A 12,173-nucleotide genomic window follows, 5' to 3' on the forward strand; every position below is an offset into this window, starting at 1 on the left:
AAGACCTCAGTTGAGCTCCCCTCACCTCATCTCCGGACGGCGCTACCCGCTCCTGGTCGTCCTGCTGCTCGCGGCCGTGCCCGTCCTGCTCGTGGCAGCCGTCACCTACGGAGCGGTTGACCTTCCCGCCGCCGACGTGTGGCGGGTGATCACCACCCACCTGACGACTGGACGCCCGCCCGCCGACGTCAGCGGCATCGACAACGAGATCATCTGGAACTCGCGCGCGCCTAGGACGGTGCTCGCCCTGATCGCCGGAGCCGGGCTCGCGGTCGCCGGAGCCATCCTGCAAACCGTCGTACGCAACCCGCTCGCCGACCCCTACGTCCTGGGCGTCACCTCCGGCGCGTCCCTGGCCGCCGTCGCCGTCATCACGCTCGGGAGCGTCGCCGGCCTGGGCGTGTCAGGGGCGGCGTTCGCCGGAGCGTGCGCGACCCTCGCGCTGGTGCTGGCGCTGGGCAGCCGCCGTGGCGCGCTCACCCCCACCCGGCTGGTCCTGGCCGGGGTCGCTTTGTCCTACCTGCTCCAGGGGGCCACCAGCTATCTGCAGCTGCGCGCCCAGCCCGACCAGCTGGCCGGGATCCTGTTCTGGCTGCTGGGCTCGGTGGCCGGAGCCCGCTGGAGCGACCTGACCGCGCCCGGCGTGATCGTGGTGGCCTGCACCGGCTGGCTGCTGCTACAGGGGCGGCGGCTGAACGCGCTGCTCCTCGGCGACGAGACCGCCGCCGCGCTCGGCGTCCACGTGCACCGCTTCCGGCTGGCGCTCCTGGCCGTGGCCGCGCTGGTGACGGCCGCCGTCATCGCGGTCGCCGGGGGGATCGCCTTCGTCGGGCTGATCGTCCCGCATGCCGTCCGGCTGCTCGTCGGTCCCGACCATCGGCGGACGCTGCCGCTGATCGCGGTGACGGGTGGGCTGTTCCTGGTCGCCGCCGATCTGGCCGCCCGCACCCTCTCGCCGCCGCTGGAACTGCCGCTCGGCATTCTCACCGCGATCCTGGGCACGCCCTTCTTCCTCTGGCTGCTGCGCCGTGAATCGGCGGTGGCCTGATGCGCGTCCAGCTGTCCGGCGTCCACGTCGAGATCGGCGGCGTGAGCGGAGTCGACCTCGAGGTCGAACCCGGCGAGTTCGTCGGGCTTGTCGGACCGAACGGTAGCGGCAAGTCCACCTTGCTGCGCGCGCTCTACCGCGCCCGGCGTCCCGACGCCGGGACCGTGCGAGTGGACGGCGACGACGTTTGGCGCACTTTGTCGGCCCGTCGATCCGCGCAGCGAACGGCCGTCCTGGCCCAGCACAGCACCGACGGCTTCGACTTCACCGTCGCCGAACTGGTCGCCACCGGCCGCACCCCGCACCGCTCCGCCCCCGCCGCCGACCGAGAGATCATCGCCCGCGCGCTGGACCGCGTCGGCATGACCGGCAGAGCCGACCGCCCCTACGCCACCCTCTCGGGCGGGGAACGCCAGCGCGTCCTGCTCGCCCGCGCCTTAGCCCAGCAGGGCGACGTGCTGGTCCTGGACGAACCGACCAACCACCTCGACATCGCCGCCCAGCTCGAACTCCTCGAACTCGTCCACGAGCTGAAGATCACCACACTGGCCGCCCTGCACGATCTCAACCTCGCCGCCGCCTACTGCGACCGCCTCTACGTCCTGGCCGCCGGCCGGGTCGTCGCGTACGGCCCTGCCCTCGACGTCCTGACCCCCGCGCTCCTGCTGGAGGTGTTCGGCGTCCGCGCCCACCTCGGCCTCAACCCGCTCACCGGCCGCCCCAACCTCACCTTCGCCACCGGAGATCCTCGATGAAGATCAACATCGTCTTGTGCGCGCTGCTCGCCCTCACCGCCTGCGGCGCACCCGCCGAGCCCGACACTGTCGCGGCCGGCCCTGCCACCACGGCCTTCCCCGCCCAGGTCACCAACTGCGGACGAACCGTACAGGTGACGCAGCCCCCGCAGCGGATCGTGTCGTTCTTCCCCTCCAATACCGAACTCCTGCTCGCTCTCGGCCTGAAGGACCGCATAGCCGGGCAAGTCTGGACCGACCAGTCACCGCCCAAACCCGCCTACGCCGCCGACTACGCCTCGATAAAGGTCCTCGCGTCCGGCGAGATCTCCCGAGAGGCGCTCCTGGCCGCCCGCCCGGACTTCATCCTCGCCGACGGCGAATACAACTTCGACGGCAAGAAACTCCCCACCATCGCCGAACTCGCCAACCTCGGCGTCCCCGTCTACGTCGACGCCGCCTTCTGCCCCGACACCACCGGCACCGCCACCCTCGCCGACACCGGCCGCGACCTCGACGCCCTCGGCACCCTCCTCGGCGTACCCGACCAGACGGCCAAGGCCAAGACCACCGTCGAGGTCGCCCTCGGCGACCTCCGCGAGCGCCTGACCGGACAGCCGCCGGTCAGCACCGCCATGGTCCAGATCTTCGACAAGCAGCTGTACGGCCTGGCCGGCGGCCTCTACTCCGACATCGTCCGCACCGCGGGCGGCGCCAACGTCCTGGACGGCATGGTCCCCGCGGGCAAGAACTTCGACGTCGTCTCCGTCGAGACCGTCGCCAAGGCCGACCCCGACACGATCGTCTACCACTACACCGACGACACCGACCGCGCCTCCTCGGAGCAGTGGCTGCGCGAGCACCTCGGCCAGACCAAGGCCGTCAGGAACGGACGCCTCATCGGCACCCCCGCCGCCGACTACTCCGCCCTGCGCGCCATCGACGGCACCCAGACCCTGGCCCGCGCCCTGCACCCCACCGTGTTCTGATGTTCCGCTCTGCGCGTCTTCGAAGGAACCCAGACCCCGGCCCGCGCCCCGCCCCCCACCGCGTTCCGATGTACCGCTACCTGTCGGCCCGGGTGGTCTCCTGGATCGGGTCGTCGATCACGCTCGTGGCCCTGCCGGTGCTGCTCTACCAGCGCACCGGCAGCGCCGCCCTCAGCGGTCTGCTCGCCGCTCTGGAAGCCGTCCCGTACCTGCTCCTCGGCCTGTCCGCCGGAGCACTTGCCGACCGGTGGGATCGCCGCCGCACCCTCGTCCTCACCAGCTGGACCAGCGCGCTCCTCATCGCGAGCGTCCCCGTGGCCGCCACGCTGGACCTGCTCACGACACCTCAGCTGTTCGTGGTCGCCGCAGGCTCATCGGCATCCTTCGTGTTCTTCGACGCCGCCGCGTTCGGAGCACTCCCCGCCCTGGTCGGACGCGAGGGCATCGCCAAAGCCACCAGCACCCTCATGACATTCAGCACGCTGGTCACCCTGATCGGCCCCGCGCTCGCCGGGCTTCTCATCGCGGTCACCGGCGCTCCCCACGCCATGAGCCTGGACGCGCTCAGCTACGCGGCCGCCGCCCTCCTGCTCTCCCGCCTGCCGCTGCCACCCCCGCCACCGGCGCAGACCCGGAACCTGCGCGCCGAGATCGGCGACGGCATCCGCTACATCCGCGACCACCCCATGATCAACTCACTGACATTCCTCGGCATCGGCAACAGCCTCGCCGAGGGCGCGGTCCTCGGCCTGCTCGTAGTCGTCGCCGTCGAACGGTTCGGCCTCTACTCCGGCGACGGCCGGATCGGACTGCTGTTCGCCGCGGCCGCCGCCGGCGCGATGCTCGCCGGTCTGGCCCTGCCCCGGCTACGCGACCGCTTCAGCACACCCGCGATCTCCCTCACCGGACTCGCCGCCGTCGGGCTGCTCCTCATCGTGTGGGCGTGCACCGACCGGCTCCCGCTCGCCCTCCCCGTCCTGGCCTGCTGGCAGGCCGCCAACACCCTGGTCAGCCTCAACGGGATCGTCGAACGCCAGGAGCAGACCCCCGACGACCTCCAGGGCAGGGTCAACACCACCGCCCGCATGATCGCCTGGGGCGGCCAGCCCGCAGGCGCCGCCCTCGCGGGAACACTCGCCGAACTCACCTCCGCCAGGACCGCACTCCTCCTCATCGCCGCCACCGTCCTGGCAACCCTCACCCTCCCCCCGGCCCGCCGCCTGGCAAGGCAACGCCAACCGGTCGAACCCCACAAGTGACCCGTACGCCCTCAGGAAACGCGTTCGATGATCACCACGGGAATCTCGCGGTCCGCCGTGGCCTGATAGGTGTCGTATTGCGGGAAAGCCGACGCAGCGAGCGTCCACAGCGCTGGTTTCTCCTGGGCGGTTGCGGTTCGCGCACGCGCGAGGAACTTGTCCGCGCCGACCTGGACGGCGACCTCCGGATGCTCGACCAAGTTGAGATACCAGGCGGGGTGGTGCGACGAGCCACCATTGGACCCCACCAGCACGTAGCGATCACCGTCCTGGGCGTAGATCAGCGCAGTGCGTCGCGGCTGTCCGGATTTGCGGCCACGCGTGGTGAGGAGCAGCGTGGTCAAGCCGCCGGTGCCATGGTCATGCCTGGCCGAAATCAGGTAACTCCCGCTGATCTGGTACGCCTGCCGCCCCCTCACTAGCGTTCCTCGCCCAGGCAGTCGGCCGGTGACGGGAGTAACGATGGCTGGGCCAGTGGCGTACGACGCGGCGACGCGTGTGGTGCACGGCGTGTGGTCCGACGGCCGCGGATACGCGGCGCTGATCCCCCCACCGATCGCCACGGCGGACGTCTGCGGCGGCTTCGATGCGGCCGAAGAAGCGGCGCGCGAGTGCGACGCGATCCTGGCCGGGCACCGCCGCGGGGACCAGCTGGTCACCTCCCTGCTGCATGCCGAGTCGCTGCCGAGCCCGCAGGTCAACGCGCTGGCCGTGGGACGGCAGGTGCGTCTGGGCCGCGACCCCCACCGGGCGATGGCCGCGTTCCGCCGCGCCGTGGCCGTCGGTGCCGCCGCGCCGGCGGTCGAGCTCGACTGGCTGACCGGGCTGCACGCCACTCTCGTGCCGAGCCTCGGCGGGCTGCGCGAGCGGCTGGTGTGGCTCTGCGCGGCGGCGCCCGCCGACGCGCTGTTCGTGGGGCCGCCGCACGAGCTGGTCCCGGAGCTGATCGCGGACCTGCTGGCCTACCTGCGTCGCGACGACGTCAGCCCGCTGGAGCAGGCGGCCGTCGGATACGCCCAGCTTGAGTTCATCCATCCATTCCTGGATGGCAACGGACGCCTCGGCCGATGCCTGATGCAGGTGATTCCCCAGCGCCGAGGGCTCGTCGCCTCGCTGGCCCCGCCGCTGGGCCTGCTGTTCGCCGCGAACATGCCCCGGTTCCTGGAGGCGCACCGCCGTTTCCGCGAGGGCGACCGCGCGTTCTGGTGCCGGTACGTGGCGGAGCTAGCCGTGATGTCGGCCGCCAACGTCCAGGTTCTGCTCGGCCGAAGTGGAAGAAAGGAGAGAACGCATGGCAGCACCAAGTAACCAGACCAAACGGCGCAGACGCCGCTCACGCAAGTCCCGCGCGATCACCGCCGCGGCCCTCGCGGCGGCTGCGGCATTCGTCGGAATGGTGCAGGTGGTAGCCGCTCCCCCGAGCTACGCCAACTGCACCGTGAACACCTCGACGGGATCGGTGTGGTGCGGCGACATCGGCGGGGGCACCATCACCGCCCCGCCCGATCCCCCCGTCCCGACCGCTCCCTGGCCGCCCATAGACCCGCCGCCTCCTCCCCCGCCCGACAACCCGCCCGATCCGCCGCCACCGCCGCCACCCACGTCGCCGCCGAACCCTCCCGACACGCCGGGGCAGAAGACGTCCAAGGCCTGGAATGTCGCATCCAAGGCGATCCAGAAGCAGAGCTGCAAGGACTTCCTGGCGAACGCGGGGATCACCGCCGACCAGGTGCCCGACGTGCTGCACAAGAGCACCATCAAGATGGAGACCGACCGGACCAACCCGGAGGCGGCCGACGCCATGGCCTCGGTTCCGAGCTCCGGGAACGGCCAGGGAGCCAGCCAGATCACCTTCTGGCAGCCGTTCTTCAACGAATCCCGGGTGGAAGGGTACAAGGTGCTCGTCAACACATCCGCGCTCGCCCCTCTCTACAACGTCGTCAGGATGTACAGCAACGATCAGATCCGTGCGCTGCTCGTCCTGCACGAGGTCGCCCACCTGACCGGCAAGCTCCCCGGCGACCACTCCGGTCCCTGGGGCTCCAATCCCAACGCACAGCGGGCCTTCGAGCGGGAGCTCGCCCTCAAGTGCCCCATACCCAGCTCATAGGGCGGAGGTCGTCATGTCCAGACTCGCAAGATGGGGGCTCGTACCGTCCGGCCTGGCGCTGCTGGCGTCGCTCGTGGTGGCGGCGCGGCCGGTGCAGGCCGCCGGATGCGCGACGGCGGGCCATGTCTACGTGCGATCCGCCGCCGGACTCCACCAGTCCGGATACGAGGGAAACCAGCAGTTCGGCGTCCCCGTGGTCGTGCTCTCGCCCTACGGTTCGCTCGCGCTGTCGATCGGCGGGAACGGGCTGAAGAAGGACACCCAGATCTTCTACCAGATCACCAAATTCGGGGATTACTGGTACACCAGCAACTCCTTCCGGCTCACCGGGTCGAACTGCGTCCACAACGAGGTGAGCATCGGCTCGCTCTCGGCGTCCGAGCCCGGCCAGTACCTGCTGCGCGCCAGTTACACCGCCGGAAACACCGGCGCGCCCATCAACGCCGAGCCGGTGGTCCTGCTCGTGGTCCCAGCCATTCCGTGATTCAGGAGGACATCATGCACATGCGTTCGCGCGCCCACCGGGCGGCCCTGATGGTGGCCGCGTTGCTGGGCACGGGCGTCATCGCCGTGGCCACCACGGCCCACGCGGGAACCATTCCGACACCGATCCCGTTGCCGTCGCCGACGGGCTGCCCCCCGGACGCGCTCTGCACCCCGGAGCCCGTCCCCACCGTGCCGTTCCCGTAGGCACCATCGAGCAGGCGGCCGGCGGTGAGGCCCCCAGGCAGATCCCGCCGCCGGCCGCCGTTCACCCCCCGTCGGTGACGAAGATCGCCGCGAGTTCGCCGCGCCGGCTGACGCCCAGCTTGGCGTACGCGCGGGCGAGTGTGTTGTTGACGGTGTTGACCGACAGGCCGAGGCGCTCGGCGATCTCCCGGCTGGGCAGCGAACCCGCCAGCCGGGCGATCTCGCGCTCGCGCGGGGTGAGCACGGCGCTGAAGTCGTTGAGCTCCAGCAGGGGCGTACGGGCCTGCGGGCACATCTCGGCCAGCACGGTGGCCCGCTCCCGCGCCACGCGCAGCTCGGAGCCGCGCCCGTTCCGCATCCGCGCTCTGGCCGCCAGCTTGGCCGCCTCCGCCGCCAGCAGCAGGTGCCCGCGGTCGGCGAAGACACCCGCGGTCCGGTCCAAGGCGTCCGGCGCGCCCGTGGCCAGCGCGGCCGCCGCGTCGGCGAGGACGGGCGCGAAACTCTGCGGGGCCGCCGCGGCGACCGCCGACAGGCGATCATGTACGGCGGCTCCCAGGCGGACGGCGTCGTAGAGGCACCACGCCTCGACCATGGGCTGTTCGGTGTCGCGGGCCAGTTTGGCCGCGTGCGCCGCCGTGTCCGCCGCCGTCGACAGCATGCCCCTGGCGGCCTCGGCCCACGCCCGGTTGAGCTGGATCCACGCGTCGAACATGCGGTTGTGGTCGCCCACGTGCTCGTCGGCGCGGGCCAGCAGGTCGTCGGCACCGGTGGCGTCGCCGGTCAGGGCGAGCGCTCCGGCCAGTTCGGCCAGGCACACCCGGGTCAGCCCGTAGGCGTCCTCCTCCTCCAGCAGGGCGACGGCCTCCCGCAAGGCCGCCTGCGCCGTACCGAGGTCGCCTCTGGCCTTGGCCACGATCCCGCGGAAGGAGGCCCAGACGGCCGTCATCATGGCGGAGTCGCTGGCGACCGCCCTCCGGTAGCCGCGTTCGGCCACCCGTGCGGCCTCGATCGGCCTTCCTGCGGTGTGCAGGGCCATGCAGAGTCCGTACCCGACCTGCGCCTGGCCCCACGGGAAGCGGTCGGCGTTGGCGTCGGCCACGCGGCGGCCGCGTTCGGCGATGGCGGCGGCCCGATCGGGCCTGCCCAGCAGGCCGGCCGCCATGGCACCGCTCATCGCGGCCCAGATCACGGACTGCTCGTCGGGTTCCGGCAGGCCGAGCACGTCCTCGGCGGACCGCAGCGCCGCCCGGCTCCGGCCGTCGAACAGCATGATCCACGAGCGGGTGGCCTCGGTCAGGTCCTGGCCGGACCCGACGTCCAGGGCTTGCTCGGCCTCGTCGGTCCGGCCGAGACCCCAGTGCAGGATCAGCGCCCGGGTGACCGCCCGCATGGGTTGCGGCTCGCTGGTCGGCTCGGGCTCCGCGGGCAGCACCTTCCCCGCCTCCCGGCCGCGGCCCTGGTAGGACAGGATCCGGGCCAGCAGCCAGTCGGCGTCTTTCCCCGGACCTGCGCCGCGTGCCGCGCGGGCCAGCCGTTCGGCCAGATCGAGCTCGAACCGCCCGATGGCCTGCCTGGCGGCTTCGAGCATCTGTTCCGGGCGTCTGATCGTGCCCGACTGGAGCTGCCATACCCCGGCGAGCAGCGTGTCGTCGCGCCGGCGCATCGGCTCGGCGTTCAGCGCCTCGGCGAGGCGTCCCCAGATCGCCCGGGCGCGGGTCACCGGGAGGCCCGCTCGCAGCACCTCGCCGTACAGCGAGTGGGCCAGGCGCAGCGTCACCCTCGCGCCGGACTGTTCGGCCACCGCCATCCCGCTGCGCTCCGCCGCCTCGATGGCGTGCTGGTCGGCCAGGCGCTGGAGCAGGGCCAGCGCGAGCGGCTCGCCGCAGGCGATCATCTCCAGCACCTCGCGGGCGGCGGGGTCCAGCGTGCGCAGCCGGGCCGTGACCAGGCCCGCCACCCGCGCCCTGGCCGGCACGCCGCCGCGCCAGCGCCAGAGCCCGTCCCGGCGTGCCAGCGTGCCGGTCTCCACCGTGTCGGCCAGCAGTTCTCGCAGCAGCAGCGGATTGCCGTCGGCGAGCCGGTGCAGCCGCCGTCGGCTGAGGGGATCGATGCGGCCGTCCAGCGTCAGGTCGAGCAGGCGGTCCACCGCCTCCGGGGGCAGCGGGCCCACGCTTAGCCGTACCGCCGTGTCTTTCCAGAGGGCGGCGACGGCGTCGGTCGCGGGCTCGCAGCAGCAGGCGGTGACCAGCGGGATCACCAGGCGCTGGGCCGCGAGCTGGCGCAGCAGCGCGGCCGAGGCCTCGTCCAGCAGGTGGGCGTCGTCCACGACGAACAGGGTCGGCTTCCCGGCGGTGCGCGCGGCCATCCGGTCCGCCACCCGGGCCAGCAGCTCCACCCGGCTCTCGGCCAGCCATTGGCTGCCCGGCAGCAGATGGGAGAGCGCGCCGAACGGGATCGAGGCCGCCGCCCGGGTCGCCGCCACCCACTCGGCCGCGCCCCCCGCGGCCGTCCACCGGGCCAGCGCCTCGCGGGCCAGCCTGGTCCGCCCCATCCCGGGCGCGCCGATCAGGGCGAGGCCGTCGCTCTCGCCGCTCGCCAGCACTGTTTCGATCACGCTCAGCTCCGCCTGACGCCCTGCCAGCGGCCATTGGTGCACCTGCGCAACTCCCACAGCGCCCTCCCGATAGCGGTGTAGGGATGTCGCCGGGTGGCGACCTATCCGCTATACGTCCGGAGATCGTGGTCAGATGAGGCCCGTTGCTCAGGGGTCGGATGAATTCTTGACGACGGTCTCCTCGACAGTCCGTCAACAGGACATCGGCTGTTCACGCTGGCGGGTGACGGGGGTTCGCTTGACCGATCTACGTTCCGGCTGATGACCGAGACAGTCAACTGGAGGCAACAGTGGATCGTCGGACCGTATTACGCGCGGCTGTCGTCGGAGTGGGAGGGGTGGCGTTCTCCGGAGCGCTGTGGGGCGAGGCTTTCGGCGCCGTCGCCCAGCCTGGACCGAGCCCGTACGGAGACCTGCTGGCCGCCGACGCCAACGGCATCCAGCTCTCGGCCGGGTTCACCAGCCGGGTGATCGCCCGCTCGAGCCGGAAGGTGGCCGGCTACACCTGGCACTGGGCACCGGACGGCGGCGCGTGCTTCCCCGACGGAACCGGCTGGATATACGTGTCCAACTCCGAGATCCCGCTGCTCGGCGGCGCGTCGGCGGTGCGCTTCGCCGCGGACGGCACCATCAGTTCGGCCTACCGGATCCTGTCCGGCACGAACCTCAACTGCGCGGGAGGCGCCACCCCGTGGGGCACCTGGCTGTCCTGCGAAGAGATCGCCCTCGGCCGGGTCTTCGAGACCTGGCCCGGTGGCGGACGGGCGGGCGAGGAGCGCACCCGGATGGGACGCTTCAAGCATGAGGCCGCCGCCTGCGATCCCGTACGGCAGGTGGTCTACCTCACCGAGGACGAGGAGGACGGGTGCTTCTACCGGTTCATCCCCGACACCTGGGGTGACCTCCGCTACGGCCAGGTCCAGGTGCTCTGCGCCCCTTCCGGCCAGGTCACCGGGCCGGTGACCTGGCAGGACATCCCCGACCGTGATGGCTTCCCGACGCCCACCCGCCGCCAGGTCGGCGCGGCCCAGCATTTCGACGGCGGTGAAGGTTGCTGGTACGAGAACGGGGTCTGCTACTTCACCACCAAGGGCGACAACCGGGTCTGGGCGTACGACGCGGTCAACTCCACCCTCGACCTGGCCTACGACGACTCGCTGGTGAGCGGGGGCGCCGCTCCGCTGACCGGGGTGGACAACATCACCGGCGCGCCCAACAGCCGCGACCTGTTCGTCGCCGAGGACGGCGGCAACATGGAGATCAACGTCATCACCCCGGAGGGCGTGGTGGCGCCGTTCCTGCGGATTCTCGGCCAGTCCTCGTCGGAGATCACCGGGCCCGCGTTCTCTCCTGACGGCTCGCGCCTGTACTTCTCCTCCCAGCGTGGGACGTCCGGCTCCGCCAGCGGCAGCGGCGGCATCACCTACGAGGTGACCGGGCCGTTCCGCGCCCAGCCCTGACTCCGCCGGCGGCGGTCCCGTCCGAAATTGAGCAAGAAGGTGGTCCCACCTTCGTTGAACGTTTCCTCGGAAGTCACAGATCGTCGGCAGGTTGGAGCCCGTGGCCGTGTCCGGGTTCTGATCCGCGGCCGTCTTTGTCCAGCATCCCCGTTCCGCTGATCACCGACGTGCGGGCGAAACAGGAAAGATGTCATGACCTTATTTCGTACCTCCTCCGTGGCCCTCCTCGCCGGAGCGGCCGTTGTGGCCCTCTCGGGTCCGGCCCTCGCCGACCCCGACCTGTACGGCAAGCACCACCGCAAGAACTTTGACCTCCAGGCGCACCGGGGCGGGCTCGGCCTCGTGGTGGAGAGCACGCTCGACTCCTTCGCCAATGGGTTGCGCGTCGGCGTGAGCACACTTGAACTCGACATCCAGATCACCGAGGACGGCAAGGCCGTCGTCACCCATGACCGCAGGGTGGACGGCCGCAAGTGTCAGGACACCGGCCCGGTCACCCCGAATGACCCCGAATTCCCCTATGTCGGCAAGTACGTGAACACGCTGACCTTCGCCCAGGTCAGGACGCTGGACTGCGGGACCAAGACCCTGCCGGACTTCCCCGGCCAGCGGCCCGCTCCCGGTGCCAGGATGCCCCTGCTGAGCGAGGTGTTCGACCTGGTCAAGCGCTTCCGCGCGCACGACGTCACGCTGAACGTCGAGACCAAGGTGGAGGCGGGAGCGCCTGCCGAGACCGCACCGCGCGAGCAGTTCATCCAGGTCGCCGTCCAGGAGATCCGCCGCGCCCGCATGCTCAAGCAGGTCACCATCCAGAGCTTCGACTGGGGCTCGCTCATGCGCATGCGCCAGGTCGAGCCGCGGCTGCCGCTGGTGGCCCTCACCAACTTCGACTTCCTGCAGACCGGCCAGCCCGGCGCGTCGCCCTGGCTGGGCGGGATCGACATCGACGATTTCGGCGGCAACCCGCTCAAGGCCATCAAGTCCTTCGGGGCCGGCGCGTTCTCTCCCGTCCACGGGTTCCCGCAGAACGGAAAGGTCACCGACCCCGGCTACCGTCCGTACGTGACCAAGGCCATGGTGGACGAGGCGCACAGCCTCGGCATCAAGGTGATCCCGTGGACCGTCGATGACGAGCCCACCATGAACAAGCTCCTCGACGACGGGATCGACGGCCTCATCACCGACTATCCCGACCGCCTGCGCGCGGTGCTCGCCAGCAGGGGCTACAAGCTGCCCAAGCAGTACACGCGCGGCTGATCGCCACTCGCT

At 71.2% G+C, this 12,173-nt stretch carries 12 protein-coding genes; 10 read left to right on the top strand and 2 right to left on the bottom strand.

Annotated features, from left to right (window positions below):
- Positions 1–10 precede the first annotated feature (10 nt).
- The 4 genes from ABGB08_RS17050 to ABGB08_RS17065 are packed head-to-tail and all read left to right on the top strand — an operon-like array spanning position 11 to position 4,030.
- Entirely contained in the window at positions 11–1,048 is a 1,038-nt protein-coding gene (locus tag ABGB08_RS17050) for an iron ABC transporter permease (protein ID WP_347591330.1), read from the top strand.
- Entirely contained in the window at positions 1,048–1,803 is a 756-nt protein-coding gene (locus ABGB08_RS17055) for an ABC transporter ATP-binding protein (RefSeq protein ID WP_347591332.1), read from the top strand. The genes ABGB08_RS17050 and ABGB08_RS17055 overlap by 1 nt, the downstream gene beginning before the upstream one ends.
- Entirely contained in the window at positions 1,800–2,771 is a 972-nt protein-coding gene (locus ABGB08_RS17060; RefSeq protein ID WP_347591334.1) for an ABC transporter substrate-binding protein, read from the top strand. Before ABGB08_RS17055 ends, ABGB08_RS17060 begins: the two co-directional genes overlap by 4 nt.
- Positions 2,771–4,030, top strand: coding sequence for an MFS transporter (locus ABGB08_RS17065; RefSeq protein ID WP_347591336.1), 1,260 nt, complete (start codon positions 2,771–2,773; stop codon positions 4,028–4,030). The genes ABGB08_RS17060 and ABGB08_RS17065 overlap by 1 nt, the downstream gene beginning before the upstream one ends.
- Before the next feature lie 11 nt (positions 4,031–4,041).
- Here the strand turns inward: ABGB08_RS17065 and ABGB08_RS17070 are convergent, their stop codons facing one another.
- On the bottom strand, positions 4,042–4,374 hold the full coding sequence (locus tag ABGB08_RS17070) for a nitroreductase family deazaflavin-dependent oxidoreductase (protein WP_347591338.1): 333 nt from the start codon (positions 4,372–4,374) through the stop codon (positions 4,042–4,044).
- 118 nt (positions 4,375–4,492) lie between these two features.
- Here ABGB08_RS17070 and ABGB08_RS17075 point away from each other — a divergent pair, with 118 nt between their 5' ends.
- The 4 genes from ABGB08_RS17075 to ABGB08_RS17090 are packed head-to-tail and all read left to right on the top strand — an operon-like array spanning position 4,493 to position 6,830.
- Entirely contained in the window at positions 4,493–5,338 is an 846-nt protein-coding gene (locus ABGB08_RS17075) for a Fic family protein (RefSeq protein ID WP_347591340.1), read from the top strand.
- The gene (locus ABGB08_RS17080) at positions 5,322–6,140 is read left to right on the top strand and encodes a hypothetical protein (RefSeq protein ID WP_347591342.1); all 819 of its coding nucleotides are present in this window, start codon (positions 5,322–5,324) and stop codon (positions 6,138–6,140) included. The genes ABGB08_RS17075 and ABGB08_RS17080 overlap by 17 nt, the downstream gene beginning before the upstream one ends.
- Before the next feature lie 13 nt (positions 6,141–6,153).
- Positions 6,154–6,624: a hypothetical protein gene (locus ABGB08_RS17085; RefSeq protein ID WP_347591344.1), complete on the top strand. Its 471-nt coding sequence runs from the start codon at positions 6,154–6,156 to the stop codon at positions 6,622–6,624.
- Between the two features lie 14 nt (positions 6,625–6,638).
- On the top strand, positions 6,639–6,830 hold the full coding sequence (locus ABGB08_RS17090; protein ID WP_347591346.1) for a hypothetical protein: 192 nt from the start codon (positions 6,639–6,641) through the stop codon (positions 6,828–6,830).
- 61 nt (positions 6,831–6,891) lie between these two features.
- On the opposite strand, the gene ABGB08_RS17095 is transcribed toward ABGB08_RS17090, so the two are convergent.
- The gene (locus ABGB08_RS17095) at positions 6,892–9,501 is read right to left on the bottom strand and encodes an AAA family ATPase (RefSeq protein ID WP_347591348.1); all 2,610 of its coding nucleotides are present in this window, start codon (positions 9,499–9,501) and stop codon (positions 6,892–6,894) included.
- Positions 9,502–9,734: 233 nt separating this feature from the next.
- On the opposite strand from ABGB08_RS17095, the gene ABGB08_RS17100 reads away from it, so the two are divergent.
- Both ABGB08_RS17100 and ABGB08_RS17105 read left to right on the top strand, forming a co-directional pair.
- Positions 9,735–10,904, top strand: coding sequence for an alkaline phosphatase PhoX (locus tag ABGB08_RS17100; RefSeq protein WP_347591350.1), 1,170 nt, complete (start codon positions 9,735–9,737; stop codon positions 10,902–10,904).
- 192 nt (positions 10,905–11,096) lie between these two features.
- On the top strand, positions 11,097–12,161 hold the full coding sequence (locus ABGB08_RS17105; RefSeq protein WP_347591352.1) for a glycerophosphodiester phosphodiesterase family protein: 1,065 nt from the start codon (positions 11,097–11,099) through the stop codon (positions 12,159–12,161).
- Positions 12,162–12,173 lie beyond the last annotated feature (12 nt).

Source organism: Acrocarpospora sp. B8E8 (genome assembly GCF_039871605.1).
GTDB lineage: Bacteria > Actinomycetota > Actinomycetes > Streptosporangiales > Streptosporangiaceae > Acrocarpospora > Acrocarpospora macrocephala.

What these genes read in the sequence shown, in the direction of transcription:
- ABGB08_RS17085 (WP_347591344.1), top strand. Translation starts at nt 6,154, where the DNA reads ATGTCCAGACTCGCAAGATGGGGGCTCGTACCGTCCGGCCTGGCGCTG.
- ABGB08_RS17080 (WP_347591342.1), top strand. Translation starts at nt 5,322, where the DNA reads ATGGCAGCACCAAGTAACCAGACCAAACGGCGCAGACGCCGCTCACGC.
- ABGB08_RS17060 (WP_347591334.1), top strand. Translation starts at nt 1,800, where the DNA reads ATGAAGATCAACATCGTCTTGTGCGCGCTGCTCGCCCTCACCGCCTGC.
- ABGB08_RS17055 (WP_347591332.1), top strand. Translation starts at nt 1,048, where the DNA reads ATGCGCGTCCAGCTGTCCGGCGTCCACGTCGAGATCGGCGGCGTGAGC.
- ABGB08_RS17105 (WP_347591352.1), top strand. Translation starts at nt 11,097, where the DNA reads ATGACCTTATTTCGTACCTCCTCCGTGGCCCTCCTCGCCGGAGCGGCC.
- ABGB08_RS17065 (WP_347591336.1), top strand. Translation starts at nt 2,771, where the DNA reads ATGTTCCGCTCTGCGCGTCTTCGAAGGAACCCAGACCCCGGCCCGCGC.
- ABGB08_RS17075 (WP_347591340.1), top strand. Translation starts at nt 4,493, where the DNA reads ATGGCTGGGCCAGTGGCGTACGACGCGGCGACGCGTGTGGTGCACGGC.
- ABGB08_RS17090 (WP_347591346.1), top strand. Translation starts at nt 6,639, where the DNA reads ATGCACATGCGTTCGCGCGCCCACCGGGCGGCCCTGATGGTGGCCGCG.